Source organism: Robbsia sp. KACC 23696 (assembly GCF_039852015.1).
Lineage (GTDB): Bacteria > Pseudomonadota > Gammaproteobacteria > Burkholderiales > Burkholderiaceae > Robbsia.
Map to the genome: position 1 here is coordinate 1864008 of NZ_CP156626.1, position 25778 is coordinate 1889785.

Below are 25778 nucleotides of genomic sequence, written 5' to 3' on the forward strand. Positions count from 1 at the left end.
TTGGGCTGTTGCAACTGTGGGAAAGGAGGACTGCGGAGGAGCACAACGTCGCGATATCGCTGGCAGGCGCCGACCTGTCGATATCGGACGCACAAAATGAAACAGGGCGCCATGTGTTGCCACACGGCGCCCTGTCGGAATCTGGTTGCGGGGGCAGGATTTGAACCTGCGACCTTCGGGTTATGAGCCCGACGAGCTGCCAGACTGCTCCACCCCGCGTCAGAGAAGTAACTATAACAAGAGTCTGTAGGTAACGCAAGCGTTATTGTGCATTTGCACAAAAAACAAGGCCCCGGAACCGCGGAGCGGAGGTCGGGGCCGTTTCGTTGCGCGGGCGGGAGCGTGTGATCCCGCGCGGACGTCAGATATTATTGTTCATACACACCAGTGTGCGATCAGTGCGTGCCAGTGGTGCCGGTCGTGCCAGTGGTACCCGTCGTGCCGGTGGTGCCGGTCGTCCCGGTACCGCCGCCGCCGAGAGCGCCCGCAGCTGCTGCACGTCCCGGATTGGCAGCAGCGGTGGCGCCAGCGAAACCGCCCGCGCCTACACCTGCATTAAAGCCGCCTTGGCCACCAGCCGAACCGCGCGCGGCCAGCATCGCGCCAGCGCCGCCGCCGAAGCCGCCTTGCGGTGCGACCGTTTGTGCGGATACGGCAAGCGGGGCCAGCAGCAAGGCGGACACGCTGGCTGCCAGTAACATACGAGAGCGCATATTGCCTCCTTGATCAGTGGTTTACCCTCTTGCACCTTATGAGAGATTGATTACCTTGTCAAACATAAAAATGTAAGGGAATTCTGGCGCTTAGCGTCACATTTCGGTCAAAAATACAGTGCTGTACAACGCTTTCGTAGCGTACTTTTTTCCACTTGCATGGCAGATTTTGCTGCACCGCACCGCTGCAATGGAAAGCGGTGGGGCGAACAAGGACAGTGTGTGCCGTACGCCAGGCTCAAGCTGAGCCTCAAATGAGCCTCAAGTGGGCCTCAGGGCCGCCTCACGGTTGCGGCGCGGCGGCCTTATCGCTGTCCTGTCGCGTCGCATCCATGCAGCTTTGCGTGACGACCAATGCCGTTTCGTCGGGGCCGAGCTTGCGCATCGTCCCGGTATAGAGGGTATCGACCAACTGTTGCGCCGCTTGCCTGACTGTCGGCTCGTCGATCTGCTGATCCAGTTTGGCTTTCGCCATCCACGCCGCGCCACCCTCGTCACGCCAGGCGGCTACCGCGCGCGCGGCGGCGCCCATCTCTGTGCAGGAGTCGGACGGCTGCGGCGACGGACTGGAAGCGGGCGCGGGGGTCGTGTCGTTGGTGGTGGTCCGTGTCGCGTCTGCGCCGCTTGTTGCAACCGACGCTGCCGAGGCCGGCACGCTGATACTTTCGCTAGCCGCGTTTGCGTTGGCGCAGAGCGCCATGGTAGCCGTCGTGATCGATATCGCGACGCCGCGTCGAACGGTTTCACACGGTGCGGCTATGTGAGTCTGCGCGTTCGGCGAGTGCCGGAGCGTGGCAAGCCGCAAAAAGATCGTTTTCAAATTGGACACAAAATAAAAGGCCTCTGTTATTGTAGAGCGCGGCTGCGCTCAATAACGATAAGACCCGATAAAGAACAGCATGATTACAAATGACTTGCCGAGCCCGGCTAAGACGCCGGAAGCGCGTCGGCGCGTTTCGTTCCGCTTTCTGGTGAAGGCGTTCGTCGCCATTGTCGCATTCGGTTCGATGGCGCTCGCCATGCTGGGGAGCGACGACGATACACCGCCGGCGGCAGGGCAGCAGCATTGGCAGCGCGATAACTGAAACCGGGGTAGTCGTTTCGATTCCCTGCTTCGATTGGGGGAGCGGGGCATTTGATGGGGCTAGCCACCGATTGTGGGCGGGGAACGCGGCAAGAAGTGGCGGCATTGCGCGACCAGTTACGCAGACGCACTGCCAATGCAAAAAGCCCACCGCGAACGGTGGGCTTTTTGAAAAATACGGTGGGGTGGCTGATGGGACTCGAACCCACGGCAACTGGAATCACAATCCAGGACTCTACCAACTGAGCTACAGCCACCACTATCTAACGAACAATTCAGTGCCGCGTTGTCCGTTTCAGCAACGTTTCGTGCATCACTGAAAGACCGCAATTATAGGAAGCATTCGCGGTCTTGGCAAGTACTACTTCAAGTAATTTCTCAAATAGTTGATCGACGCTGATTTGGCCGCCCGATCGCAGGGAATTCGACGGGTCAGGCGTCTGCCGTTTCGCGCCGCAAATGGGCGTTCGCTTCCTCAAAGATAGAGAAATCACCGCGCGCGAGGCGCGGGCTGTCGGACAACACGCGTCGCCAGGCACGGGCGCCGGGTACGCCACGGTGCCAACCCAGGATATGGCGCACGATCGCGTTTAGCGGGGTGCCCTGGCGGTGCGAGCTCTCGATGTAGTCGAACAGCGCTGCCTCGACCGTGGCATCGTCGATGTCGATCGTGTCCGCGCCATAGATGACGCGATCCACGCTGCGCAACATGCCCGGGTTTTGATAAGCCTCGCGGCCGATCATCACGCCGTCGAGATCCTGCAATAACGTCTGCGCTTGCTCCAGCGTCTGAACGCCCCCGTTCAGGACGATTTCCAGCGACGGAAAATCCTTCTTCAGTTGCAGAACGACCTCGTAACGCAAGGGTGGGACTTCGCGATTCTGTTTCGGGCTGAGTCCTTTCAGCACGGCATTGCGCGCATGAACGATAAAGGTCTTGCTGCCCGCTTCGGCCACCGTGCCGATAAAGTCGCGTACAAAGCTATAAGAGGTCTCGTAGTCGATGCCGATTCGGTGCTTGACCGTCACTGGCAGCGAGACGGCATCGCGCATCGCCTTGACACAGTCGGCGACGGTGGTCGGTTCGAGCATCAGGCAAGCGCCGAACGCCCCGCGCTGAACCCGCTCGGAGGGGCAGCCGCAATTCAGGTTGATTTCGTCATACCCCCATTGCTCGCCGAGTTTTGCCGCACGGGCAAGATCGTCCGGCTCGCTTCCCCCCAGTTGCAATGCAACGGGATGTTCGGTTTCACCGAAATCGAGATGCCGATGCACGTCGCCATGCAATAGCGCGCCAGTCGTGATCATTTCGGTGTACAGCCAGGCCTGCCGGGTGAACATCCGATGGAATGTCCGGCAATGTCTGTCAGTCCAATCGATCATCGGCGCCACGCAAAAGCGGCGGGGGCTGGCGTTCGGAAGCGTGTCCATCAATTCTAAAGAGTAAGGGGAGGCGGGTGGTGGCATGCGCAAAGGTGCTGACGCGCATTCAAGAGAGACGGGGGCGGAGCGCATCTTCTGCGATGGCGTCCCCACGCGCGCTGTAACAGCGAAGTATACGGGATCGGCGACGCGGGCTTTCAAATTGCGTCGATCGCGTGCCTCGGAATCGCTCCAACCGTCGACGCCGTACCACGTGCAATGGATTCGACTAGGGCGCTGGCCCTTCGATGTCACTCAGCGGGAGAACAGCAGCCCGATCGTCTGGTTGAACGATTCGACGTCGCTTGCCTGACCGACCGTCTCCAGCATCTGCTTTCCGACGCCGGTGACAGCCTCGAACAACTGTTCGCGATAGGTGTCGGGGTCCTCATGCATATTGATGTGACCGTTCAGCAGGATTTGCAACACCAATGCCTGCGCGGTTTGGGCCAGTCGAAGTTCCTTAATCTCGTTATCCATGCTTTTCTCGAAATGATCGCTGTGTTGAAACCCCGAATTCTCGCACGGCGATCGTCGCCTGGCGCAAAACGACACGTCGAAATTTCTATACAAATCTATACAATTTGAAACACTTTCAAACGATCGTTTTTATGTTTTTGTCTTCTTTCTCCGGTGGCAAATGCGCGTCGGTTGGACGTCGCGGCGTTAAATGGTGTGAGGCGGGATGCCTAGGGCGATGTAATGGCGAACCGCTTCAGATTAATCGTAGCAATATTCGATCGAAGCCTGTCCCATGTTTGATTGTTCCCTGAGTGACGTTTGCCCTCGCCAGCTATTTTCTGTGGAAAGTGCCGTGCGGCGGACCTTGGCGCGCTGCGGTGCTTGAGGCAGGGCAGTTGCAGGAGGCATGTACGTGATTTTCTGGTGGGGTCGCGTGGACAAAATGCGTTAAATAAGTGTGGCGAAATTTACGCAGAAAATTACCGATATATATCGCTAGTGAAATGATGCGTGAAAATCGACAACTGTTATTATTTTCTTGCAAGATCGCTCCGTGATAATGCAGAATTTTATTTTTTTTGATGAGGTGTTGGGTAAGCGTTTGAGGGTTTATTTATATTTTGCTTTTTTCATGGAAATATTTTCAGCAATATTTTTGGAGACGTGTTTCATATTTAAATTTTCATTTTATTTTACGCGAATCCTTTTTTTAACGTTTGAGGGGTCGTGTTTATCAAGATCGAAATCAATAACTGGCCCTATGCTTGTTGTCGACGCACTTAAGATCGCTGGCGAGCAGACGGAACGGTAATTTATACTTATCTTGCTGCCATCGCGCGTTCGATGCACGGCGGGTCCTTGGCGTCTACCGAAACCCGAGACGCGCCCGCGACGAGCATGCATTTCGGCATTTATTGCCACATGGTGCTGCATTCCTAGGTCATTCCCTAATAGGCGTACCGGCCGGGCGATACGCGGGCGAAATACAGCGTGGCGATCAAGCAACGACTGGTAGTGGCATTAAACAGATTTCACAAGCCGGATTGCACTTGTCGCAGTAGTATTCGTAAAAGCGCGAAGAGAGCGATTGCTCAAATATCTTGAATTCGCGCTAATGCCGATTGCAGTTCGGCGATGGCGAGAGTAGGATTTTCTCCATTAAGCGGTGGGACATAAAGAGTCGGGCACACATATTCCAAATACGAAAGATTGTGCCTTTCTACCAAGTGCTACGGGAAGAATCACGGTGGGTAAATTGCTGAGCTGGGCCGCCATGGGTGCGGTGAATGTCACGGTCGGCGCGGTGTGGCGCGTCTTCTTGTTCGTGCTGCGGCAAAACGCGATCGAAGGCGCCGATGAAGCACCGAAGCAGCCCAAAAAGGCGCCGGCCAAGCCGGCGACCATTACGCTGACGTCGCCGACGGCGTCCTCGGCGGTCAGTGATCAGTTGCTAAGCCGCTAAACGCCGCTCTGGAGCATCGATTGCGGCATTTGCGCGTCCGAGAAGTACCGCCTGCCACGGTAGGCGGACCCCGGCTTTTGCTCGGGGCCAGGCAAGCGCACAGGCATCGCGCCTAGCGAAGGCCTGTCTGAATGACGCGTGCGTCGGCCTGCGGGTTGATCACGCTGTACGCAAACTTCACCATCGCTTGATGCAAGGCATCCTGGCTCGCGCGCGATAGCGCCAGTGCAGCCGCATGGCATGCGCCATTCTCCGAATCACTCCCACTGCCGGTTAGCGTTTCGCGTACAGTAGGCGCGCTATGACCTTCGGGTGTCACTTCCAAGTTCAGCGCCACATGCGTCGTTCCCAGAAAATCCGCTCCGATCCGTAGATTCGGGGAGAACGTCGCTCCGGTGAGCACGTAGCGGTCTGCCGGGCCGGCCGGATTGACATCGCTGACACCGTCGTCGACCACGACTTCCGGGTAGGCACCCATCAGCGTGTCACGCAGCGAGTTGACGATCGATCGGCCCGATCGCGATGAAAACCAGTAATAGGAACAGCTGTCCGTGCCCCGAAACGTCGTTCGGGACTGGCGCAGGTCGGACGGCACCACTAGCACGGCCTTTTGGGCCAGCCCGTTACCGGGTTGTGCTTGCATGGCGGCTTGCTGAGATCCCACCGGCACATTGATGCAGGCACTCATGAGCATCGCCGCACCGAGGGCGGCCGCGGCCGTCTTTCCGCGCCGAACGACGGAGACGCCGTCGCTCGCTTCAGCGTGGTTGCGCGAAGCGGCGCCGCGATCGCGCCTGTCGATCGATCGAAGATGGGGTACCCGTGATTTCGCTTTTGTCAGCATAGGTCTTTTTTAAGGTCCGATCCGGGAACGGATGGCATATTCAGCCGCGCTGCGCTGGCCACGCCACGTCCTATCGACAATGGTCGATTCAGTGGTTGCAAGGGAAAAAGGTCAATCGATTATGACATGAGCCGCTGCGCGGGGTCGGGGATAACCCGGGGGGCATTTGGACCTGTCGCTGCCTAGCTTCCAACTCTTTTTCAGGATGCGCATCGCTGGATGCCGACGCCTGCATCCAGCGAGCGCGCGTTGGGCCATGTGTCGTCATTCCATGCACAATGAATACGCAGAGGGTCTAACCTTCAATGACCTTTCGATCGCCGTGCAAAAGGGGCCGTGCCCTCGACTAATGCTTGGCAAGCGCGTAAAAATCCGTAACATCGATTCAAGACGACATGTGTTCGCGCAATGCGCTGTCCGAGAGGGGGCATTCCCTTTCATGATCAGGGCAGGTGTCAGGAAAAAGAGAGGATTCCCGAGCGCTAGGTAGAGAGAAGGGGAATTCCGGCGATGCGATCCATTGGCGTTGTCGATGGCCGCAAACCGTCCGACCGTCCAACAGTCCAAACGCCTTATAGGCTCGCCGTGCGCTTGAAGGAGTGATGGGATGAAGCCAGAAGCACTGATTGACGCATTCGACCGAGCAGGCGCACTGTCCAGTGATTCGGCCAAGGCGCTGACCGTACAATGGGCCGCTTGGCTTGCAGGTAACTGGGAGCGCATTCCCGCGAGCGATCGCACCATGATGGTGGCGGTCGGAGGCGTGCTCTTCGACAAAGGTGCCGCATTAGAGGAGGGATTTGCACCGCCGCCTACCAGCGGTAAAGACGGCGGCCAGACAAGCGAAAACGACCCGCGCCGATAAAGTTATCGATCAGCGCGGGCCGTGTCGGAAAGCGGGCGTTGGGCGCCCGATATGCAGCGCCCACCCCTTAGCCTACAGGCGCCTCGTCCGTTTTCTTGCTCGGCGGATCGTTCGGCGCCATCTGTCGATTGTCGTCGTCTCGCTCCGGCAATGCGCTCTCCTTATGGTCACTATGGGCTGCCGGTTCCGGCTTCTGCAGAGACTTCTTGTCGTCGCTCATGCTTTCCTCCTGTTTCAAGACAGTCAAGCGCGGAGATGCGCTTGTTCTGGACGGAGTAGGTGGCGTACCGTCACCATGACGGCGTTGCAGCGTTGCAGGACGCGAGGCGAATCGCCGGGGTCCGACGGTGCTTGGCGCCGGCGGTTGCGGCCGTTTTTTTCCTATCCACACTATCTAGACAAGGACGCAAGCAACGTGCCTGAGGGCAAGTATGACCTTCAGCATCGAACACATCGGGTGCAATTGTCGGCGTTAGCGCGCCGCCATTAATGTCGCTGCGGACATCCGCGCGCGTCTATTGCGCCCCGACCGCGACCACATCGGAGATCACAAAGATCAGGAGTCCGAATGGCTCGATGTTGATGTATCTGCTTGAAAAAACAAGCTTAAGCAGCCGTTGCCGTGGGAAGCACGCTACGTGAACCTGCCATTGCTGCTGCGCGTTCGTCGGCAATGCAGCGATCGATCATCTTACAAATCGCTTCAATATTGCCAACCATGGTCATCCCGCTGTTTCGACGATACACGCGCACACTGCCACGCGCGTTCGTGGATACCAGGGGTTGCGCCGTGGGCCGCAAGGCCGCGGTCCGTGGCACGGTGGTGGCAACAAGTGGCGCTTGTTGCGGCGAGACCTGCACCGTATCGCGTTGCACGGCGACGGGGGCGGTGGCGCGTGCCGCAAGATTGGCTTTATCGCGGCACGACAAGCGTCCCCGCGCGGCACGCAGGCGGCCAAAAGGATGGATTGCGCTCTCGGCGGAAAACAGGCGAACGAGTCTCGACATGATGTAACTCCTTCAGAGGGGCGTCGGACGGATAAGTCCAACAGCAATCCCTTCGAGTGCGAAGTCGGACCGTTCCCGGTCAACGACGATCGTTGGGTAATCAGGATTTTCAGCAAGCAACGCGAGACCTTCCGGTACGCGCTTCAATCGTTTGACAGTCACTTCGTCGCCTAAACGGGCCACGACGACTTGGCCATCACGCGCTTCGTTTTGACGCTGTACCGCGAGTAAGTCACCATCCAGAATGCCAGCGTCACGCATACTTAAGCCCCGCACCTGCAATAGATAGTCCGGCTGACTGGTGAATAAGGCCGGATCGCAGTGGTACTGATGCAAGACGTGTTCCTGAGCCAGAATCGGGCTCCCCGCCGCAACGCGTCCGATCAAGGGCAGTGACAGCGACCCGGCACGCGACAGCATGCCGGCGAACGCCGCTTGACTTGGCAATCCCGCACCGCCCGCACCACTGCCGTCCACGCCTTCACCATCGCGACGACTGTCGTCCGTTGCATGCACCACGCGAATGCCGCGGGAGGCGCCCGGTGACAGTACGATCACGCCCTTGCGCGCCAGTGCCCGTAAATGTTCCTCGGCGGCGTTCGCAGAACTGAATCCCAGCGCCGCGGCGATTTCAGCGCGCGTCGGTGGGAAACCACTGCGTTCGATTGCTTGAACGACCAGATCGAATACCTGCTGTTGGCGCGCGGTAAGCTTAAGCATGTCTCGATTCCTGTATGCGATACTGTGATTCTATACAGTATTTTTTTTGGTGCAACTGTTTTCGTTGTGGTGACGTGACGGGGCGCGACCGCCGCCGAACGGCGGAGGGTCACGCGCATCATCGGGCTTCGCGTCATACCGGACGGTGGCAACAAGGCGACAGCCGCGGCGTTGTCTGGCACACTCCCGGCCTGTTTTCCGCTTTCGTTTCAGGTGTGATTGTTTCGTGAATAAAGGAACCCCGCAGATGACCGCCCCTTCTTCTTCGATGGATATCGGCGTGCCGGCCGCCGTACGGTCCTTGCCGAGGATCGCTTTGCTGACGACCGGTGGCACGATCGCCGGCGCCGCTGCCTCGGAAAGCGACTCGCTGCGCTACGCAGCGGGCGCGCTCGGCGGCGACGCGCTGCTGCGAGCCGTCCCGGCGCTGGCGCGAATCGCGCAGATCGAGACCATCGCGGTGGCCGCGATCGACAGCAAGGATGCCGATCCGGCGTTCTGGTGTGCATTGACGGAAACGGTGCGCGCCACGCGTGCGCGCGACGATATCGATGGCATCGTCATCACGCACGGCACCGATACGCTGGAAGAGAGCGCCTATTGGCTCGATCTCATGTTGGCAGCGGGCAAGCCGGTCGTGCTGACGGCGGCAATGCGACCCGCGACGGCATTGTCGGCGGACGGGCCGGCCAATTTATTCGATGCGGTGACGCTTGCCGGCGATACGTCGGCGCGCGATCTCGGCGTTCTGGTGACCTTGCAGAACCGCATTCATGCCGCGCGCGATATCGTCAAGGTCAGCAGTCACGCGTTGGATGCCTTCGCGTCACCTGCGGGGGGACCGTTGGGGTGGGTGCAGGACGGGCGGGTCGGCTGGCTGCGCCGACGACACCTCGCGTCGCTTACCGCGCGCGATGAAACGGGTTCGACGCCATCGTCGCCACTGCGGCAGACGCTGTTCGGTGAAGTCCCGAGCGGTGCGTCCGGCGATCGCCTGGAAGCGCGCTTGCATGTCCGGCGATTGCAGCCGTCCGATCTGCCCGACGTCGAGGTGGTCGTCCAGTATGGCGGGGCCTCGCCGCATTTGATCGACGCCCTGCTCACCCACGGCGTGCGAGGGATCGTGGTGGCCGGCACCGGAAACGGTACCGTCAATGCGGCGCTGATGGCGGCGATGCAGCGTGCGGTAGCGGCCGGTGTCATCGTCATCCGGTCGAGTCGCGCCGCCGACGTGCATGTGAGCGCGAACGCCGCGGTGGATGACGACGGCGAAGGCTTTGTCGCGAGCGGCACCTTGAACCCGTACAAGGCGCGGATCCGCCTGATGCTGGCGCTGGCCGTCGGCCTGTCCGAACGCAGTGCCATGCAGGCCTGCTTCAATCTTGCTTGACCGACGGCGGATGGGTTCGCGCCAGCGCCGCGCGGACATCCCGCAGCGCGTGGCGCACCGCGGTACAAGCGTCGATGTAGCGGATCTGCAGGCGCAGCCAGTCGCCGCCTGAGGCGTCGCCCGATTGCTGGATGATCAGGCTGCAGTCGTCGACAAAAGGCTGTAAGCCCAACATCGCCGCCGGCCCCTTGTTGTGATGCGCGATGTCACGGAGCCGCGATGCGTCCTGATCCGCTATCGCCGCGGCGAATTCCGGCAGCGATGTGCTCAGCCCTTCCTCGAACAGATCGATCAATTTGCGCGCGAAGTCGCCGTCTTGGTGGGAGAGTGCCAACAAGGCGGCGACCTGTTTTTCCGCCTGCGCCGCATCGCCGGCGCGGTACACCCGCACGGTCTTCGATCTTGGGTTGCTGTCCTGCTCGGATGCATCGCTTGGCGCCGACGCGATAGGTAGCGATGACGTCGGTACAGGCAGGGCGCCGGCCACGTCGTCGATCGGCAGGTGGGCGCGCAGCATGCCGAGCGTCACCGGTTTGACGAGCCGCCCGCGCATGCCACTTTCCAGGCAATGCGCCAGACAGGTTTCGGTGCCGTCCGCGCTATAGCCGATCACGGGCAGGGCGGGCCAGCGTTGCGCGCAATGCCGCGCCAAGGCATAGCCGTCCATGATCGGCATATTGCAATCGGTCACCACCGCATCGAAGGCATCGCCTCCCGGTTCCTGGCTTTCCTCCAGATGCAGCAACGCTTCCGTTACGGTCCCGGTCGTGACCGGCCGCAGTCCGATCTGTGAGAGCTGTGTGCTCAACAGCAGCAGGTTGGCCTCGTGGTCGTCGACGATCAGCACACGGGCGCCCGCCGCAAGGGGGACCTGAAACGACGGCGGGCTCGCGCCACTCGGCACCGCGGCCGGTGGACCGCCCGGGGTGCCCGGCCTGCGTGCCTCGACCACGTGGAACGGCAAGGTCAGCGAAAAGGTGCTGCCGCTGCCTTCCTGGCTCTCGACATCGATCGTTCCCTGCATCGCATCGATGATCCTTTTGGAGATTGCCAAGCCCATGCCGGTGCCCCCATAGCGCCGGAAGGTGTCGTGCGAAAGCTGTTGAAACGGCTGGAACAGCAGCGGGCGGAGATCTTCCGGAATGCCGGGGCCGGTGTCGCTAACGCTGATCGCGAGCCACACGGTGCGCCGCGCCGCGTCGTCGTTGTCCGCGTCGCCGACGACCATTCTGGGGGTCCGATGCAGCAGTTCCTGGGGCGGCACCGCGCGGCGCACGCATAGCGTAATCCGCCCCTCGGCGGTAAATTTGATCGCATTGCTCAGCAGATTGGCCAGGACCTGTCGCAGTCGCGAGGTATCGAAGACGAGCGGGTCCGGGATCGATGGGTCGCGTTCCAAGACCAGATCCAAGCCTTTTTGCCGCGCATTCTGTCGATAAAACTCAGCGATCTCATCAATCTGCGCATGTAGCGAGGCGGCGTGGCAATCGAGCCGCAACGCGTCCACTTCGGTGCGGGCAAACTCCAGCAGGTCGTTTAGCAACGTCATCAACGACGTGGCGCAACGCTGCGCCAGATCCGCCTGGCGTTTCAATGGCACCGGCGCGCGGGCGTCGGTCGCCATCAGTTCCAGGACGCCGACGATGACATTCATCGGCGTGCGGATTTCATGGCTCATGGCCGCCATGAACATCACTTTGGCGCGATTTGCCGCTTCGGCCTCGTCCTTGGCCAGACGCAAGGCACGCTCCATCCGTTTGCGCTCGGTCATGTCGATCCAGCCACCCAGCATCGCGCCGCCATGGATCGCATCGCCCGCCATCCCGAATTCTCCACCGACTTCCCCTAGCGCGACCAGCCAGTGGCATCCCTCGAACTGCTGGCCATTGATGCATAGCGACAAGTTCTCGGAGTACGTTTCGGCTCCCGCGGCAATGGCATCGTAGCCGCGTTGCACTTTCAGGCGGCTATCCGGATCGAGCTCATCGGCTTCGTGGACGCGCTTGCCGCGCATTTCCAGTAACGATTTTCCCGTGGCCTGCTGCATCGCGCGGTTGCAGTCGATCATGACGCCGGCCGCGTCGCGTACATAGCTCGGGATCGGATTGGCATCGATCAGTCGCCGCAGGAAAGCGATCCGGCGCGTCAACTTCGCCTCATGGTGATGCCGCCGACGAATGCGTTGGCGCAGCTTGTAGTTCCAGATCAGACTGGCGCTGCCCAGCGTCAGGCCAATCCCTAGTATCCAGGACAGCACGCGCGAGTCGAGCCACCGGCTGCCAAGCGGTGCCATTTCGTCGTACCAATGGAAACGAAACGCATGCAATGTGTCCGACGGAATGGTGCCGAGTGCTTCGTCGATGATGCGCGCCAGTTGCGTGTCGGCCTGCCGGGTGCCGAACTGGATGGGAATGGTACTCGGACCGGTGGTGCCGCTGAGGCACAAACCCGCTCGATCGCGCGACGACAGGAGATAGCTGGCGCTGTCCAGGTAGACGATAGCGGCATCGACGTCCCCACGCCTGACGAGTTCCAACGTTTGCCGTTCGTCGTCGGCAAACAGCAGGCGCTCGCCGTGCAATTGCCGCGCGGCGAGGAAGTCCGAAATGGCCCGGCCCCGTGTCAAGGCGACCCGCTTGCCGTGCAGCGCGCTCAAGTCCGACATCGGAACCGTCTCGCAGGCAGAGACGATGGCGCCGGTGACATAGAGAAAGGGACGAGTGGTGCGCTCGGTGCCGGAGGTACGAAAGCCGGTGGGCGGCATGTCGTGTGGATAGCGTCTGAGATCGACCGGGGCATCGCTGCGCGTCGTCAGAAAGAGGTCGGCATCGCCGCGTGCGACGATTTCACGTGCGGTATCCGGGGCGTCGGCATAGACCGGGGAAAACGTCAGGCCGGTGCGCGCGCTGATCATTTCGAGGATGGACGCGGTCAGCCCGCTGAGTTGCCCGCGTTCGTTCTGGAAGGCGATCGGGATATTGTTGCGCGGCACGGCGACGCGGACCTCGGCATTGCCGGCGATCCAGGCGCGGGCCGTCGTATCCAGGCGCATTCGCATCGATCCGGCATGGGGCACCGGATGATTCCAATGGCGCGCGATATCGCTGCGCATCCTGGGTGTCTGCTCGCGCAATGCGGCGTCGATATTAGCGAGCAGGTTGCGCGCGCCAGCGTCCGATTCGCGCACGGCAAAGCGGTAATGAATCGGCACACGCGGCATCAGGGGGTGCGCTTGCAACTCGCTGAACAACGGCGCTTTTCCATAGGCCTGCAGCGCATTCGGATCGCCGAGAAAGGCTTCCACATGGCCCAATGCCACGTCGCGCAGACCGGCATATTGCGTCTCGACCGCGAGCCAGCGTCCGGTAGTGACGGCCGCCGGCAGTCTCGCCTTGTAGAGATCGTCGGCAATCTGGTTCGGAATGAAGGCACGCAGCATGGCACTGGCGGCCGGCATCGGTCGTGCGCCGGGCAGCAAGCGGCGCGAGATCCACGCGGCGCGAGACTCGTGATAGGGCAGACTCATCGCGAGGGGCGTCGGCGCATGGGTGGCCGCGTCTTTTTTCTTGAGGGGCAGGGCGCTACGCGAAGAGGCCGTTTTCGTTGGGTCCAGCAAGAGCGGCTCGGTGTCGGTCCGGCCGCCCGCGGTGACGCCAGCCGCCACTTCGATGCGGCCTTCTTCCATGGCCTTTTCCAGTGCGTGTCGCGACTCGAACGCCTCGACCTGCCAGTTCAGACCAAGTTGATGTCCTAGTACCAGCAACTGATCGGCGACGATGCCTGTGAGGATCTGCTGGGTCGGATCGACGATGACCACCGGTTGATTGCCGCGCAATACGCCGACGCTGACTTTACGGCAGCGTTGCACATTGATCGGCGCCAAGGCACCGCGCGCCATCATGACGGCATCGGACGGTGCGCCTAGACGCAGCCATTGGCGCGTGGCGTGCGGGGGATGGGCCGCAGGCTGCGATGCCGGGCCGGCGAAAGCGCCCGTTCTGTGTGGACCGGGTCCTCGATGCCTGTTTTTTTCGTGCGTGGTCGGATGCGCGTCCGATGCCGGGGCAGCATTGACTCCGATGTCGTAGCCGCCGATGGCGACAAGCACCATCGTGCAAACAATGAGACGGAATAAATAGGATGCCAAAATATCGTCCCATCCTGTTCAGTAAGACGAAACCGGGAAGCGACTGTGTGACGTGCTTCCTATTGGCATCTAGGACCGGGGCTAGGCGGAAAGGGATTATTCCATGGCCAGCGCAGCGCGCCACGGACGACGGGACTCATTTTCGGCCAAATAATCGCGTCGCCTGCTCAGGCGTTTCGCCTGGCACGCCAGATCCGCGTTTCCGCCAACTGCAGAGTGGAGTAGATTTTCTATAAAACGCAACTAACAGGCTTTTGTTGTTCCGCCAACTTTTCTTTGCTAACAATGCAGCAGCTCTCTCGTTGGCGATTATGCACACGCTCACATTGTCTATATGCCGTTCGCATCCGATCCGCACGGAAAACGGCGATACCCACGCCAATCGATCAGAGCATCGCCTCGAAAACAGATGCGTCCTAGCATTGCAGTTGACCCGGATCGGAATCCTTCAGACAATCGAGTTCGGTCGCGAACCGGTACGTCATCGCAAAATTGCAGCGCTTTCCCTGACGCTGCCAGAGACCCCCATTGCGACGTAATGCTATGCCGTACGATCCGCGCGCGACCTATCCCAAGGAGACTGACCTCATGCAGGACAATAAGCAATCAAACGAGGCATCGATGCCGACCGCCACGAAGACGCGGATGCAGCGCGCAATGCGCACGACGGCCGCCGCGCTCGCGCTCACCATGACCGGCATGAGCACGGCCGCTTATGCGGACACCACTTTGCTGAACGTGTCGTACGACGTGACCCGCGAGCTGTATCAGCAAATCGACCCGGCCTTCATTGCCTATTGGAAAAACACGACCGGCGAGACGGTCAGCGTGAAGCAATCGCATGGCGGCTCGAGCCCGCAAGCGATGTCGGTATTGCAAGGCCTGCAGGCCGATGTCGTGACGATGAACCAATCCAGCGATATCGATGTGCTGGTGCAGAAGGGCGGCCTCGTCGACAAGGACTGGCGCAAGGCGTTTCCGAACAATGCCAGCCCTTATACGACGACGATGGTCTTCCTCGTACGCAAGGGCAATCCCAAGCACATCAAGGACTGGGACGATTTGGGGAAGCCCGGCGTGCAAGTGATTCTGCCAAATCCGAAGACCTCGGGAAACGGCCGATACAGCTATCTCGCCGCGTGGGGATGGAAGGTGCAGCACGGTGCGACCGACGCGCAGGCGCAGCAATTCGTGCAATCCATTCTGCATAATATTCCGGTCCTGGATACCGGCGGGCGGGGAGCCACGACCAGCTTCGCGCAACGCGGGCTCGGCGATGTCCTGGTGACCTTCGAAAACGAGGTGGCACTGATCCAGCAGGAATTCGGTGCCGACAAGTTCGAGGCGGTCTATCCGTCCGAGAGCTTGCTGGCGGAGCCGCCCGTTGCCGTGGTGGACAAAAACGTGGACCGCCATAAGACGCGGCGCGAAGCCACCGCTTTCCTGAATTTCCTCTGGTCGCGTGATGGGCAGGAAATCATCGCGAAGCAACACCTCCGTCCGCGCGATCCGAAGGTGCTGGCGGAATACGCCAGTACCTTCCATCCGATCAAGACGTTCACGATCGATCAGGTTTTCGGCAGTTGGGACAAGGCGCAGGCCGTTCACTTCAGCGACGGCGGCACGTACGACAAGGCGATCATGGCAGCCAAACAACCCTAACCGCTGACGACGGCTGAACGAGGGCGTTTGCGCACGGAGCACATCGTGCGCAAACGCCTTTTTTTTCGCACTGTATTTTTGACACCGTTTTCCGCCGAATCTGATTTAGGTAAGATGGCACCATATATTGGAACTAGGTTCCGTAAAATGGAACCCAAGCTTCCGGGAATTTTGGCTAGATGAGCATTCTCGATACCGCTTCCGACGTGCTGCGCCTGATGGCGCGCCGTCAAACCGATCTGACGATGACGGACCTCGTCGACCAATTGGGTATGCCCAAAAGCACGGCATCGCGCGTGCTCAAGCAGATGACCGAAACCGGTTTGCTGGCGCGCGATCCGGTATCGCTTGCCTATCGCCCATCGATGCTGGTGCTGGAACTAGGGCATTTGGTGCGTGCCGCGACGCCCTTGATCGATATGTGCGGGGCGGCCCTCGAGACCTTGTGCGGGCGCCACGGCCACACCGGCTATGTTTCCTTGCTCGAAGGGCAGGATGTCGTGGTGTTGAAGGTGCGCCCGGGCAGTCAGGCCTTGCGCGCAATGACGAATCCTGGCCATCGTTCGGCGTCGTGGGCGACATCGACGGGCCGCGCGCTATTGGCGCGCGAAACCGACGATGCGGTCCGAGAGCGCTTTCGCGCGGGGCTGCCGGCGCTGGATGCGTCGGAACATCGCGGGCCCGCATCGGTCGACGCGCTTTTGGCGGAGTTGGCGCTGACGCGCACGCGTGGCTATGCGCTCGCGCAGAACGAGGCGATGTCTGGCGTGTGTTCGATTGGTTGCAGCGTGGCCGACGCTGCGAGCGGTGAACGCCTGGCTTTTTGCCTGAGCTTTCCCGCCGGGACATTAGAACCAGATTCGATCACGGCGCTCGGCCGTGACGTGCGTGCGCAGGCGGCGCAGATCGGGCGTGCATTGGGCGACCCGTTCTGGACGACCGCGCTTTTATCGTAGTTTTTTCCGTCCTTTCTCTTTTTCGAGTGACACGATGCAAGCGTCTTCCGCTCCAGGCTCGTCTTCCGGCGCGCCGGCTCCTCTCCCGCCAGGCGATCAGGCCGGGCAACGTCATCCTTCCGCGCTGTCGCCGGCTAATCTGGTGCTGCTCGCGGTATTGAGCATCGTCGGCGCCATCATCGGCATCGAGTTACTAGTGAAATTGGGCGTGACGCCGAATACGTCGATCATCGGCGCATTGGCGGCCATGATCTGCGCGCGCGTGCCGTTGCGCTTCTTCCGCCAATATCGCTCGGTGCATACGCAAAATCTGGCGCAAAGCGCGATCTCGGCGGCAACCTTCGGCGCCGCCAACAGCCTGCTGTTGCCGATCGCGATTCCCTTCCTGTTCGGTCGCCCGGATCTGGTCATGCCAATGTTCTGCGGCGTGGCATTGGGCATGCTGCTCGATGCGTATATGTTGTATCGGATGTTCGGCACGAATGTGTTTCCGGCGAGCGGTACCTGGCCGCAAGGCGTTGCGGCCGCCGAGGCGATCAAGGCGGGGGACGAAGGGGGCAAACAAGCGCGCTTGTTGGGCCTGGGGCTCGGCGTCGGTGCGCTCGGCAGTTGGCTGGGCATTCCGATGTCGGCGTTCGGCACGGCCTTCATCGGCAATATCTGGGCGCTCGGCATGCTCGGGCTCGGTTTCCTGATTCGCGGTTATTCCGTCCCGCTGTTTCACTTCGCCATCGACAAAGCCTATATCCCGCACGGCATGATGATCGGTGCAGGCCTGGTCGCGCTGCTGCAAGTGGCCACGATGGTCTGGCGCGACCGTCATGGCGCGGTCTCGAAAACGGCGATCGACACGCCGCGCGCCGCGGCAGCGATCCGCGCGCCGGGGATCGGGAAGTCGCTGCGGTTCGGCGGTCTGGGCTATATCGTTATTGCCGCCATTGTCGCGGGCGCGAGCGGGCTGTACGGGCAAATGTCGACCGGTATGTTGATCGGCTTCATTCTGTATGCCGCTTTCGCGGCCTTCGTCCACGAATTGATCGTCGGCATCGCCGCCATGCATTCGGGATGGTTTCCCGCCTTCGCCGTCGCCTTGATCACGTTACTGATCGGGATGCTGCTCGGTTTCCCGACTGTGTCGCTGGTGATCCTCTGCGGCTTTTCCGCGGCGACCGGCCCGGCCTTCGCCGATATGGGCTATGACCTGAAAGCCGGCTTTATTCTGCGCGGACAGGGTGCCGATCCGGCATTCGAGCTGGAAGGGCGCCGTCAGCAGTTGATCGCCGCGATGATCGCCTTTCTTCTCGCTATCCCGGTCGTCTATTTCGCCCACAGCGCCTTCTTCGCGAACAATATGATTCCGCCGGTGGCGAAGGTCTATGTGTCGACGATTCAGGCCGGCGTCGCGCCGGGCATCATGCAAGCCCTGCTGATCTGGGCCGTCGTGGGCGCCGTTCTGCAATTTCTGGGCGGCCCCAAGCGTCAGCTCGGCGTGTTGTTCGCCACCGGTCTGTTGATCGCCAGCCCCTTGGCGGGCTGGGCCGTGCTGGTCGGTATCGTGATGCGCGTGGTGATCGAGCGACGCGGGGAATCGGCTCGCAGCGCGATGGAAGTCTTCGCCGCCGGGGTCATTGCCGGTGATGCCTTATTCAGCTTCTTCAGCTCCTTGATCCGGACACGCTCCCATTGAGGACGATGCGGCCCGCACCTGCACCGCGGGCTGTCTTTACATTTTTGAGATATAACCGATGAGCCTTGCACAAACTCTCCAGGTCTTCGAAGCGTTCGACAGCCGTTATGCGTCGGGACAGACCGTCGTCGATCTGTTGGCGCCGTTTGCCGATGTCGGTGTGACGGTGGAAGTCCTCGAAATCGGCGGCCCGAAGGGCACGACCGACTTCGTCAAGATCGCGATCCCCGGGGAAGCGGGCAAGCGGAGCGGGGGCACCGCGAAGAGCCTCGGCATCGTGGGGCGCCTTGGCGGTATCGGCGCACGGCCGTCGCGGATCGGTCTCGTGTCCGATGCCGATGGCGCGATCACCGCCGTGGCGGCCGCCTTGAAGCTGGCGCAGATGCGGCGTAACGGCGACCCGCTGCCGGGCGATGTGTTTCTGACCACCCATATCTGCCCGACCGCACCGACCCGGCCGCACGATCCGGTGGACTTCATGGATTCGCCGATCGATACCGAAGACGTCAATGCGCACGAGGTGTGGGATGAGATGGATGCGGTATTGTCGATCGATACGACCAAGGGCAATCGCATCATCAATCACAGCGGTTATGCGATTTCGCCGACGGTGAAAGACGGGTATATCCTGCGTGTCTCGGAAGACCTGATTCGCATCATGGAAATGACGAGCGGCCGTCACGCCGTCACGTTCCCGGTGACCACGCAGGACATCACGCCGTACGGTAATGGCGTGCATCATCTGAACAGCATCATGCAACCGTCGATCGCGACCAGCGCGCCGGTGGTTGGCGTCGCGATCACGACGCAGAGCGTCGTGCCGGGTTGCGGCACGGGCGCGAGCCAGGAAACCGATATCGCCTCGGCGGTGAAATTCGCCGTCGAAGTCGCGAAGGAATTTGGACGCGGCAGTTGCGCGTTCTATGATGACAAGGATTATGCGCGGCTGCTCGAATTGTATGGCTCGCTGGCGCATTTGAAAGTACGGCACCCGAACCTATAACGCTTCTGCGGATCCAAGCGATGACTTCACGAAAATTAGGGACCTTGACGATCGGCCAGGCACCGCGCGCCGATATCACGCCGATCCTCGATCAGCATCTGCCGGCCAGCTTGCCCCGTGTGCATCTGGGCGTGCTGGATGGCATGACGCATGCCGATATCGAAGCGCAGTTCACGCCGCAGCCGGGCAATGGCACGCTGATCTCCAAACTGCTCGACGGCACGGCGGTGGTGCTGGACAAGCTGGCCGTGCGTGCGGTATTGCAAAGCAAGATCGATGCGCTCGTCGATCAAGGCTGCGATGTCGTGCTGATCCTCTGCACCGGTGAGTTTCACGGTTTGGTCGGGCGCACCGCCTGGCTGGTCGAGCCCGACCAGATCGTGCCGCCGGCCGCTGCGGCGATTGCCGGCGATCGGCAAGTCGGCATTCTGGTGCCCCTCGTCGGCCAGATCGAGAGCGAATACCAAAAATGGCAAGGCCTGCGCAAGCGGCCGATCTGCGCGACGGCGTCGCCCTATGCGGATCCGAACGATACGCGGGAGCTGGAAGCAGCGGCGCGCCAATTGCGCGATCAGGGTGCCGAACTGCTGATCATGGATTGCATGGGATTCGTCGAGCGCCATCGTGAAGTCGCAAAAGCCGCCTCCGGCCTGCCGGTGATTTTGTCGAATGCCTTGATTGCACGTCTGACTGCGGAGTTGTTGTAATGAATCTGTTGTTGTTGAGTAATTCACGTGGGCCCGATGGCGCGTATCTGGCGCATGCACTGGATGCGGTTCGCGAGCTGGTCGGCACGAACGGTGTCCCGGCAGGCACCGAGTCGGCGCGCAAACGCGCCGTCTTCATCCCGTTTGCCGGCGTGACGATGACCTGGCCGTCCTACACGGAAACGGTCGCCGCGGCGTTGGCGCCGGCCGGCCTCGATATCATCGATATCGATACGGTAGGGGATATCGCCGCGCAGCAAGCGGCGGTACGCGCCGCCGATGTGATTATCGTCGGCGGTGGCAATACCTTTCAGTTGCTGGGGACCTGTCGCGCGCGCGGCTTGCTGGACGTGATCGCCGAAACGGTGCGTGCGGGGCTGCCCTATCTCGGTTGGAGCGCCGGCGCGAATCTCGCCTGTCCGTCGATCTCGACCACCAACGATATGCCGATCGTCGATCCGCAAGGCTTCTCCGCATTGGGGCTGATCAACTTCCAGATCAACCCGCATTACACGAATGCCTTGCCGGAAGGGCATCGCGGCGAGACGCGTAATCAGCGCATTGCCGAATTCCTCGTGGCGAATCCGCATACCTGGGTGCTCGGCTTGCCCGAAGGCGATTGGCTGCGCGTGCGCGGTACCGACGTGAGCTTGCACGGTCCGTTCGATGCCTGCCGCTTTTTGCCGAACCAGGACCCGGTATCGATCGCCGCGGGCGCCGTCAGCGCGTACTGACCGCACGCATCGACTTCGACAGGGATCGAAGGACTTCATCATGTCGCTTGGCATCATTCGCGTCTTGACCACGGAAGACGACCGCATCCTCGGCGAGCATGGCCGCATGTTGCGCGCGCAATATGGCATCGCTTCCTTTACACGCTGTATTCCGGAGCAAGAGAGCGGGATCTTCGATGCAGTCAGCGCGGCGGGCATGTTCGCCGTGGAAATGCTCGGCGCCGCCGTCGGGTCCGACATCGACATCGACGGCAGGCGCCGCGCGCTTCAGTAACCCTGTTGGCGATCGACGGCAGCGGGAATCGTGCCGTTCGCACGATAAGCGGCAATATTGCTTGCCACGATCTCCGAGGCGCTGACGCGATCCGTTGGCGCGGAGATGTGCGGGAGCACCGTGACGTCGGCGTGCCGCCAGTGCCAGCTGTCGGCGGGCAACGGCTCCTGATCGAAGACATCGAGTACCGCATGCTTCAGCTGTGCGTTATCGAGCGCCGCACGCAATGCCACGTCGTCGACGATCGGGCCGCGTGCGAAATTGATGAAGCCGGCCGACGGCTTCATCGCCGCGAGCGCGGCGGTGTCGACCAGATGCCGGGTATCGGCCGTCAGCGGCAGCAGGCAGACGACGATATCGCTTTGCGCCAACATCGCATGCAGTTCCGCCTCTCCGGCGTGGCATTGGACGCCGGCAATCGTCTTGCGTCGACGACTCCATCCGCTGACCTGAAAACCCGCCGCGCGCAGACGGTGCGCGGCCGCTTCGCCCAAGGCGCCCAAACCCAATAAGCCGACCGTTTTCGCGGCCGGTCGTGTGTAGTCATGCTGCAGCCATTGCGCGGCTTGTTGCTGTTTCGCATAGGCCGGCATGTCACGATGCAGATACAAGGTCCAGGCGAGCACCGCTTCGGCCATCGTATCGGCCAAGGCTGGATCGACCAGTCGAACGATCTGCAAAGACGTGCCCCCGGCAGCCGGAGCGGCATCCAGATCGGCGACCAGACGCTCGACGCCGGCCCAGACACTGTGCACCCACTGCAGCCCCGTCAGCGCGCGTACGTCGTCCGGATTCGGATTGGCGACGATCGCCACCGGGCACGCGGCCTTTTCGGCATCGCTCAGCGCGGAGAACGGCACCACGCGCTCGTTCGGCATCGCCGCCTGCAGCGTCTCGATCCATTGTTGCGCGAACGCGTAATGCGGGCTGCAGAGAAACGGCAGCGGCGGACGGGAAGCAGAGGCGGACAGGGACGACGACATCGATCGAATCTCGGAAGAAAGGCAAGGTGCAATCGTAGCAATAAATACAATTTTTGCAAAACGGCATCGTACCGCGCGAACGTTTTCGTTTCGATAATCGACGGGTTTATCTTAATTTTGGCTTGACGGTTGTTTTTTGCGTTTGTATAAATTTGTACAAATGAAGCAAAATTCCTTTTCGACGATCCCCTTCATCAGGACAAGAATGACCATGCGCGCTCCGTTCACTCTCCGTTTTGCGAAATTGGCCCTGCCGGTGGTTCTCGGCGCTTCGATGCTGTCGACTATCGGTTTGGCCCGTGCGGCCGATGTCAAAACCGTTGAAGCCGGCAAGCTGACCTATGGGGTGGCCGCCACGTTCGCACCGTTCGAGTTCACGAAGGACGGCACATTGACCGGCTTCGATATCGACATCGTCAACGCGATCTCCGCGAAGATGAAGTTGGCGGCGAATGCGCAGAGCATGCAGTTCAGCGGCCTGATTCCGGCGCTGCAGGGCGGCCGGATCGATATGATCAATTCGGCGATGTACATCACGCCTGCACGCTCGGCGCAGGTCGATTTCGTGCCCTACCTGAAGGTTGGCGATCGCATCATCGTGCAAGCGGCCAATCCGGCGAAGATCACCGGCCGGGACGATTCGGTGTGCGGCAAGAATATCGCGGTGACCTTGGGCGGTATCGAGGAAACGTATGCACGCGCCGATGTGACGCGCTGCCAGGCCGCCAACAAGCCGGCACCGAACGTCATGACGCTGCCAACCGCACAAGACGCCGCGTTGAGCCTGCGCCAGGGACGCGCCGACGCGATCTATAACTCGACGCCGGGCACCGTGAAGTTGCTCGACGACGTGCCGGGTGTGTACGCAGCGGTGGGTGCCGAATTCGAGCAGAAGACGAATATCGGCTTTGCCGTGCCGAAGGGCAATGCCGCTTTCGCCGATGCACTGCGCGCCGCATTGACCCAGGTGGTCGCCGACGGCACGTACGACAAACTGATTGCGAAGTGGAAGCTGCCGGAAACGGTCTCGATCTTCAAGCAGTAAGCATCGGCGATGCGACGGTTTTATATCGCCGTCGCAGACAGGTTTCGTAAAGGAAGGAAAGAGGCAGGCGTATGACGGGATTCACTCAACCGGTGGCACAGGATGTCATCGACGCGATGGCGCGGCTGAAGGACGTGGCCGTGGACACGCCGATCGTGCGGTCCGATCGGCTCGACGCGATGACGGGCGCGCGGGTTTTTATCAAGCTGGAAAATCTGCAACGCACCGGCGCCTTCAAGTTTCGGGGTGCCTACAACTGTCTATCACGGCTCGATCGCACCACCTGTCCGGACGGCGTGGTCGCCTATTCGACCGGCAACCACGGTCAGGCGATTTCGACGGTCGGCCGCATGTTGGGCATTCCGACGACTGTCGTGATGCCGTCGAACGCGCCCGCGAACAAGATCAAGAAGGCGCGGGAAAACGGCGCGCGTATCGTCCTCTACGACCGCGAACGGCAAAGCCGGGAAGCGGTTGCCGCCGAGCTGGCGAAAGAAGGCCAGTATGCGGTCGTACCGCCGGGCGACCATCACCACGTGATTGCCGGGCAGGGAACGGTTGCCTATGAAGCGTTGCAGAGCCTGAGCGCGCGGTTGGGCCGCGATGCGGTCGATATGATCGTCGTGCCATGCGGCGGGGGCGGATTGTCCGCCGGCACGATCCTCGCGGTCGAAGCCGCGGGGGCGAAGGCCCAGGTCTGGGCCAGTGAGCCGGCGGACTTCGACGATACGCGTCGCTCGCTCGCGTCGGGGCAGCGCGAAACGAACCCGGCCGGGCGCGTGTCGATCTGCGATGCCTTGCTCGCCCCGGTGCCGGCGGAACTGCCGTTTTCGATCAATGGGGAGCGCCTGTCCGGTGTGTTGACCGCCGACGATGCCACCGTGATGGAGACGATGCGTTTCCTTTTCGACGAATGCCGCGTCGTCGTCGAGCCGGGCGGTGCCGTCGGGCTGGCCGGCGTGATCGCCCAGGCGCGCTCGGCCGATGCCGATAGGCTGAAAGGCAAGACGATTCTCGTCGTCGCATCGGGCGGCAATGTCGACCCGCAATTGTTCGCCACGGCCATTCTCGGTGAGGCGTCGTCCGCCTCGGCGTGATGTCAGGCCGGCCTGGCTGCCGCACAGACGGCGCGCAGCCAGGACAGGATCAAGGGGTGCGGTCGCGCCGGCGTCGACATCAATTCGGGATGGCCCTGCGCGCCGGCGTAGAAAGGATGCCTCGCACGTGGGGCGGCAGCGATGCCATCGACGATCGTCCGGCTGGCATCCCATGCCGCGATATCGATGTCGGCCTGCGCCAGGGCGGCAAAGAGCGCGGGGTTCAGCCTGAAGCGATGGTTGCACCGGATCGCCGAACCGATCGGGCCGTGCGATGCGGCCAGGACCGGCTGCAATCCGAGCCGATGTCCGCCATCGGCATTGCGCACGAAAGAGGGCAAGGTCGTATCGGGGGCCAATTCGAGCAGCGTGATATCGCTGCGGCCTGTCGCGCGTTGCAACGCGGCGGTTGTCATCGTTTGCATGCCGAGACACAAGCCGAGCGTGGGGATGCGATGACGCCAACCCTGTGCCGCGGCGGCAATCTGTCCGGCCACCCGGCCCATGTCGGCGCCCCCGGGAAGGACGATGCCGTGCAACGGAGGACGATGTGTGCCGGTAGTCGTCGAGCCCGACGGGTCCCTCGGCAACGCGACGGGAGCGCCCGGTGCGCTGTCGTGCGTGAAGTGCTGCAACTCGGCAAGCAGCGCGGACGCGTCGTGCGGCGAGACGAAATGCATGTCCAGCGTCACGCCGATCGCATCGGCTGCGTCGCCCAATGCGGCCAGCGTTCCGGGATAACCGTCGAACTGCTCCACTTCGGTGCCGATGAGGGCGACGGTCAGCGCGGGCCGCGAATCGACCGACCTGGCCTGCGTCGACGCCTCGCCCGGATACACGCATTGCCAGCGGCCGTAGCGATCCTGTTGCGCCACCCAGGCAGACGCCGCGACCGTCGTCGTGAGCGTCGGGTCCGCGAGATCGATCTCGACCAGCGCCCAGCCGGGCGCTTCACCCAGGCGGCGCGCGACAACCCGATAGCAGCGTAACGTGCCCTCGATGCGCCGCATCGCCGCTTGTGCGGCGGTAACCAGCCCGTGCAGGTCGTCGGCCGCATCCGTCAGCGACGGATGAATCGGGATCACGCCTTCGTCGACGCAATTGTCACGGCCGACGCAATTGACGCGATCGATGCGCGTTTCTTCCGATGGCGCAGCGTCGTTGTCGAACCACGCGTCAAGCCATTGCGTCAGCGCACGCGGTTGCGGCGCCGGCCGGCCATTCAACCGTTCATACCAGACAAGGCCGCTTGGCAGCAGATCGCCAGTCAGGGCGACGTGCTGCACGGCGTCGGCGTAGTGCGCGGTATCGAAGGTGTAGGAGAGGTGCCCGAAGCCGATGTCGCGCAACGGCGCCTTGTTGCGAGCGTCGATGCCGATTTCGGTCGCAGCGTCGAGGCACGCAGCGCGTTCCGCAGCGAGTATCGACGCCATCACGCCGTATCGCGCCGGCCGTGCGTCGTCATCGATGACCAGATGTAGCGTGGGCGTCGCGAGGGTATGTGGCATCGATG

The 25778-nt window shown here is 61.6% G+C and carries 24 protein-coding genes and 2 tRNA genes; 13 read left to right on the plus strand and 13 right to left on the minus strand.

Going from position 1 to position 25778, the window contains the following annotated elements:
* Window positions 1-142: 142 nt before the first annotated feature.
* The 3 genes from ABEG21_RS07785 to ABEG21_RS07795 form a co-directional block, all read right to left on the minus strand.
* A tRNA-Met gene (locus ABEG21_RS07785) sits at window positions 143-219 on the minus strand.
* Between the two features lie 176 nt (window positions 220-395).
* Complete coding sequence (locus ABEG21_RS07790) at window positions 396-713, minus strand: hypothetical protein (protein WP_347554096.1); 318 nt, start codon at window positions 711-713, stop codon at window positions 396-398.
* Window positions 714-996: 283 nt separating this feature from the next.
* Complete coding sequence (locus ABEG21_RS07795; protein WP_347554097.1) at window positions 997-1413, minus strand: hypothetical protein; 417 nt, start codon at window positions 1411-1413, stop codon at window positions 997-999.
* A 199-nt stretch (window positions 1414-1612) separates the two neighbouring features.
* On the opposite strand from ABEG21_RS07795, the gene ABEG21_RS07800 reads away from it, so the two are divergent.
* Window positions 1613-1798 (plus strand): hypothetical protein, encoded by a 186-nt coding sequence (locus ABEG21_RS07800; protein WP_347554098.1) that lies wholly within the window; start codon window positions 1613-1615, stop codon window positions 1796-1798.
* A gap of 180 nt (window positions 1799-1978) precedes the next feature.
* Here ABEG21_RS07800 and ABEG21_RS07805 read toward each other — a convergent pair.
* The 3 genes from ABEG21_RS07805 to ABEG21_RS07815 all read right to left on the minus strand — a co-directional run bounded on the left by ABEG21_RS07805 (window position 1979) and on the right by ABEG21_RS07815 (window position 3699).
* Window positions 1979-2054, minus strand: a tRNA-His gene (locus ABEG21_RS07805).
* A gap of 175 nt (window positions 2055-2229) precedes the next feature.
* Entirely contained in the window at window positions 2230-3264 is a 1035-nt protein-coding gene (dusA, locus tag ABEG21_RS07810; RefSeq protein WP_347554099.1) for a tRNA dihydrouridine(20/20a) synthase DusA, read from the minus strand.
* A gap of 210 nt (window positions 3265-3474) precedes the next feature.
* Window positions 3475-3699: a hypothetical protein gene (locus tag ABEG21_RS07815; RefSeq protein ID WP_347554100.1), complete on the minus strand. Its 225-nt coding sequence runs from the start codon at window positions 3697-3699 to the stop codon at window positions 3475-3477.
* 1228 nt (window positions 3700-4927) lie between these two features.
* On the opposite strand from ABEG21_RS07815, the gene ABEG21_RS07820 reads away from it, so the two are divergent.
* Window positions 4928-5143 (plus strand): hypothetical protein, encoded by a 216-nt coding sequence (locus ABEG21_RS07820; protein WP_347554101.1) that lies wholly within the window; start codon window positions 4928-4930, stop codon window positions 5141-5143.
* Window positions 5144-5255: 112 nt separating this feature from the next.
* Here the strand turns inward: ABEG21_RS07820 and ABEG21_RS07825 are convergent, their stop codons facing one another.
* Complete coding sequence (locus tag ABEG21_RS07825) at window positions 5256-5831, minus strand: hypothetical protein (protein ID WP_347554102.1); 576 nt, start codon at window positions 5829-5831, stop codon at window positions 5256-5258.
* A 763-nt stretch (window positions 5832-6594) separates the two neighbouring features.
* Between ABEG21_RS07825 and ABEG21_RS07830 the strand changes: the two genes are divergently transcribed.
* The gene (locus ABEG21_RS07830; protein WP_347554103.1) at window positions 6595-6852 is read left to right on the plus strand and encodes a hypothetical protein; all 258 of its coding nucleotides are present in this window, start codon (window positions 6595-6597) and stop codon (window positions 6850-6852) included.
* Between the two features lie 67 nt (window positions 6853-6919).
* On the opposite strand, the gene ABEG21_RS07835 is transcribed toward ABEG21_RS07830, so the two are convergent.
* The 3 genes from ABEG21_RS07835 to lexA form a co-directional block, all read right to left on the minus strand.
* Window positions 6920-7072: a hypothetical protein gene (locus ABEG21_RS07835; protein WP_347554104.1), complete on the minus strand. Its 153-nt coding sequence runs from the start codon at window positions 7070-7072 to the stop codon at window positions 6920-6922.
* Window positions 7073-7458: 386 nt separating this feature from the next.
* Window positions 7459-7860, minus strand: coding sequence for a hypothetical protein (locus tag ABEG21_RS07840; protein WP_347554105.1), 402 nt, complete (start codon window positions 7858-7860; stop codon window positions 7459-7461).
* Window positions 7861-7872: 12 nt separating this feature from the next.
* Window positions 7873-8580 carry a transcriptional repressor LexA gene (gene lexA / locus ABEG21_RS07845; protein WP_347554106.1) on the minus strand — a complete coding sequence of 236 codons (708 nt, stop codon included), beginning with the start codon at window positions 8578-8580 and terminating at the stop codon, window positions 7873-7875.
* A 247-nt stretch (window positions 8581-8827) separates the two neighbouring features.
* Here lexA and ABEG21_RS07850 point away from each other — a divergent pair, with 247 nt between their 5' ends.
* The gene (locus tag ABEG21_RS07850) at window positions 8828-9970 is read left to right on the plus strand and encodes an asparaginase (RefSeq protein WP_347554107.1); all 1143 of its coding nucleotides are present in this window, start codon (window positions 8828-8830) and stop codon (window positions 9968-9970) included.
* On the opposite strand, the gene ABEG21_RS07855 is transcribed toward ABEG21_RS07850, so the two are convergent.
* Window positions 9957-13871 carry an ATP-binding protein gene (locus ABEG21_RS07855; RefSeq protein WP_347554108.1) on the minus strand — a complete coding sequence of 1305 codons (3915 nt, stop codon included), beginning with the start codon at window positions 13869-13871 and terminating at the stop codon, window positions 9957-9959. The two genes, ABEG21_RS07850 and ABEG21_RS07855, sit on opposite strands and share 14 nt — an antisense overlap.
* Before the next feature lie 891 nt (window positions 13872-14762).
* On the opposite strand from ABEG21_RS07855, the gene ABEG21_RS07860 reads away from it, so the two are divergent.
* The 7 genes from ABEG21_RS07860 (at window position 14763) to ABEG21_RS07890 (ending at window position 21140) form a co-directional block, all read left to right on the plus strand.
* On the plus strand, window positions 14763-15779 hold the full coding sequence (locus tag ABEG21_RS07860) for a sulfate ABC transporter substrate-binding protein (protein WP_347556676.1): 1017 nt from the start codon (window positions 14763-14765) through the stop codon (window positions 15777-15779).
* A 179-nt stretch (window positions 15780-15958) separates the two neighbouring features.
* The gene (locus ABEG21_RS07865; RefSeq protein WP_347554109.1) at window positions 15959-16735 is read left to right on the plus strand and encodes an IclR family transcriptional regulator; all 777 of its coding nucleotides are present in this window, start codon (window positions 15959-15961) and stop codon (window positions 16733-16735) included.
* Between the two features lie 34 nt (window positions 16736-16769).
* Entirely contained in the window at window positions 16770-18422 is a 1653-nt protein-coding gene (locus tag ABEG21_RS07870; RefSeq protein WP_347554110.1) for an OPT/YSL family transporter, read from the plus strand.
* Between the two features lie 58 nt (window positions 18423-18480).
* The gene (locus ABEG21_RS07875) at window positions 18481-19425 is read left to right on the plus strand and encodes a DUF1177 domain-containing protein (protein ID WP_347554111.1); all 945 of its coding nucleotides are present in this window, start codon (window positions 18481-18483) and stop codon (window positions 19423-19425) included.
* 20 nt (window positions 19426-19445) lie between these two features.
* A complete protein-coding gene (locus tag ABEG21_RS07880) occupies window positions 19446-20132 on the plus strand; it encodes an AroM family protein (protein WP_347554112.1) in 687 nt (228 codons plus the stop codon).
* The gene (gene pepE, locus ABEG21_RS07885; RefSeq protein WP_347554113.1) at window positions 20132-20866 is read left to right on the plus strand and encodes a dipeptidase PepE; all 735 of its coding nucleotides are present in this window, start codon (window positions 20132-20134) and stop codon (window positions 20864-20866) included. The genes ABEG21_RS07880 and pepE overlap by 1 nt, the downstream gene beginning before the upstream one ends.
* A gap of 40 nt (window positions 20867-20906) precedes the next feature.
* The gene (locus ABEG21_RS07890; protein ID WP_347554114.1) at window positions 20907-21140 is read left to right on the plus strand and encodes a hypothetical protein; all 234 of its coding nucleotides are present in this window, start codon (window positions 20907-20909) and stop codon (window positions 21138-21140) included.
* On the opposite strand, the gene ABEG21_RS07895 is transcribed toward ABEG21_RS07890, so the two are convergent.
* Complete coding sequence (locus tag ABEG21_RS07895; RefSeq protein ID WP_347554115.1) at window positions 21134-22123, minus strand: glyoxylate/hydroxypyruvate reductase A; 990 nt, start codon at window positions 22121-22123, stop codon at window positions 21134-21136. The two genes, ABEG21_RS07890 and ABEG21_RS07895, sit on opposite strands and share 7 nt — an antisense overlap.
* Window positions 22124-22334: 211 nt before the next feature.
* Here ABEG21_RS07895 and ABEG21_RS07900 point away from each other — a divergent pair, with 211 nt between their 5' ends.
* Window positions 22335-23168: an ABC transporter substrate-binding protein gene (locus ABEG21_RS07900; RefSeq protein ID WP_347554116.1), complete on the plus strand. Its 834-nt coding sequence runs from the start codon at window positions 22335-22337 to the stop codon at window positions 23166-23168.
* A gap of 71 nt (window positions 23169-23239) precedes the next feature.
* Complete coding sequence (locus ABEG21_RS07905) at window positions 23240-24265, plus strand: threonine/serine dehydratase (protein WP_347554117.1); 1026 nt, start codon at window positions 23240-23242, stop codon at window positions 24263-24265.
* 2 nt (window positions 24266-24267) lie between these two features.
* Here the strand turns inward: ABEG21_RS07905 and ABEG21_RS07910 are convergent, their stop codons facing one another.
* Window positions 24268-25773: a hypothetical protein gene (locus tag ABEG21_RS07910; protein ID WP_347554118.1), complete on the minus strand. Its 1506-nt coding sequence runs from the start codon at window positions 25771-25773 to the stop codon at window positions 24268-24270.
* Window positions 25774-25778: the final 5 nt, after the last annotated feature.

What these genes read in the sequence shown, in the direction of transcription:
- ABEG21_RS07890 (WP_347554114.1), top strand. Translation starts at nt 20,907, where the DNA reads ATGTCGCTTGGCATCATTCGCGTCTTGACCACGGAAGACGACCGCATC.
- ABEG21_RS07895 (WP_347554115.1), bottom strand. Translation starts at nt 22,123, where the DNA reads ATGTCGTCGTCCCTGTCCGCCTCTGCTTCCCGTCCGCCGCTGCCGTTT.
- ABEG21_RS07865 (WP_347554109.1), top strand. Translation starts at nt 15,959, where the DNA reads ATGAGCATTCTCGATACCGCTTCCGACGTGCTGCGCCTGATGGCGCGC.
- ABEG21_RS07910 (WP_347554118.1), bottom strand. Translation starts at nt 25,773, where the DNA reads ATGCCACATACCCTCGCGACGCCCACGCTACATCTGGTCATCGATGAC.
- lexA (WP_347554106.1), bottom strand. Translation starts at nt 8,580, where the DNA reads ATGCTTAAGCTTACCGCGCGCCAACAGCAGGTATTCGATCTGGTCGTT.
- ABEG21_RS07830 (WP_347554103.1), top strand. Translation starts at nt 6,595, where the DNA reads ATGAAGCCAGAAGCACTGATTGACGCATTCGACCGAGCAGGCGCACTG.
- ABEG21_RS07870 (WP_347554110.1), top strand. Translation starts at nt 16,770, where the DNA reads ATGCAAGCGTCTTCCGCTCCAGGCTCGTCTTCCGGCGCGCCGGCTCCT.
- ABEG21_RS07800 (WP_347554098.1), top strand. Translation starts at nt 1,613, where the DNA reads ATGATTACAAATGACTTGCCGAGCCCGGCTAAGACGCCGGAAGCGCGT.
- ABEG21_RS07880 (WP_347554112.1), top strand. Translation starts at nt 19,446, where the DNA reads ATGACTTCACGAAAATTAGGGACCTTGACGATCGGCCAGGCACCGCGC.
- ABEG21_RS07875 (WP_347554111.1), top strand. Translation starts at nt 18,481, where the DNA reads ATGAGCCTTGCACAAACTCTCCAGGTCTTCGAAGCGTTCGACAGCCGT.
- ABEG21_RS07900 (WP_347554116.1), top strand. Translation starts at nt 22,335, where the DNA reads ATGCGCGCTCCGTTCACTCTCCGTTTTGCGAAATTGGCCCTGCCGGTG.
- ABEG21_RS07855 (WP_347554108.1), bottom strand. Translation starts at nt 13,871, where the DNA reads ATGATGGCGCGCGGTGCCTTGGCGCCGATCAATGTGCAACGCTGCCGT.
- ABEG21_RS07835 (WP_347554104.1), bottom strand. Translation starts at nt 7,072, where the DNA reads ATGAGCGACGACAAGAAGTCTCTGCAGAAGCCGGAACCGGCAGCCCAT.
- ABEG21_RS07905 (WP_347554117.1), top strand. Translation starts at nt 23,240, where the DNA reads ATGACGGGATTCACTCAACCGGTGGCACAGGATGTCATCGACGCGATG.
- ABEG21_RS07795 (WP_347554097.1), bottom strand. Translation starts at nt 1,413, where the DNA reads ATGGCGCTCTGCGCCAACGCAAACGCGGCTAGCGAAAGTATCAGCGTG.
- dusA (WP_347554099.1), bottom strand. Translation starts at nt 3,264, where the DNA reads ATGCCACCACCCGCCTCCCCTTACTCTTTAGAATTGATGGACACGCTT.
- ABEG21_RS07790 (WP_347554096.1), bottom strand. Translation starts at nt 713, where the DNA reads ATGCGCTCTCGTATGTTACTGGCAGCCAGCGTGTCCGCCTTGCTGCTG.
- ABEG21_RS07840 (WP_347554105.1), bottom strand. Translation starts at nt 7,860, where the DNA reads ATGTCGAGACTCGTTCGCCTGTTTTCCGCCGAGAGCGCAATCCATCCT.
- ABEG21_RS07860 (WP_347556676.1), top strand. Translation starts at nt 14,763, where the DNA reads ATGCAGCGCGCAATGCGCACGACGGCCGCCGCGCTCGCGCTCACCATG.
- pepE (WP_347554113.1), top strand. Translation starts at nt 20,132, where the DNA reads ATGAATCTGTTGTTGTTGAGTAATTCACGTGGGCCCGATGGCGCGTAT.
- ABEG21_RS07825 (WP_347554102.1), bottom strand. Translation starts at nt 5,831, where the DNA reads ATGAGTGCCTGCATCAATGTGCCGGTGGGATCTCAGCAAGCCGCCATG.
- ABEG21_RS07850 (WP_347554107.1), top strand. Translation starts at nt 8,828, where the DNA reads ATGACCGCCCCTTCTTCTTCGATGGATATCGGCGTGCCGGCCGCCGTA.
- ABEG21_RS07815 (WP_347554100.1), bottom strand. Translation starts at nt 3,699, where the DNA reads ATGGATAACGAGATTAAGGAACTTCGACTGGCCCAAACCGCGCAGGCA.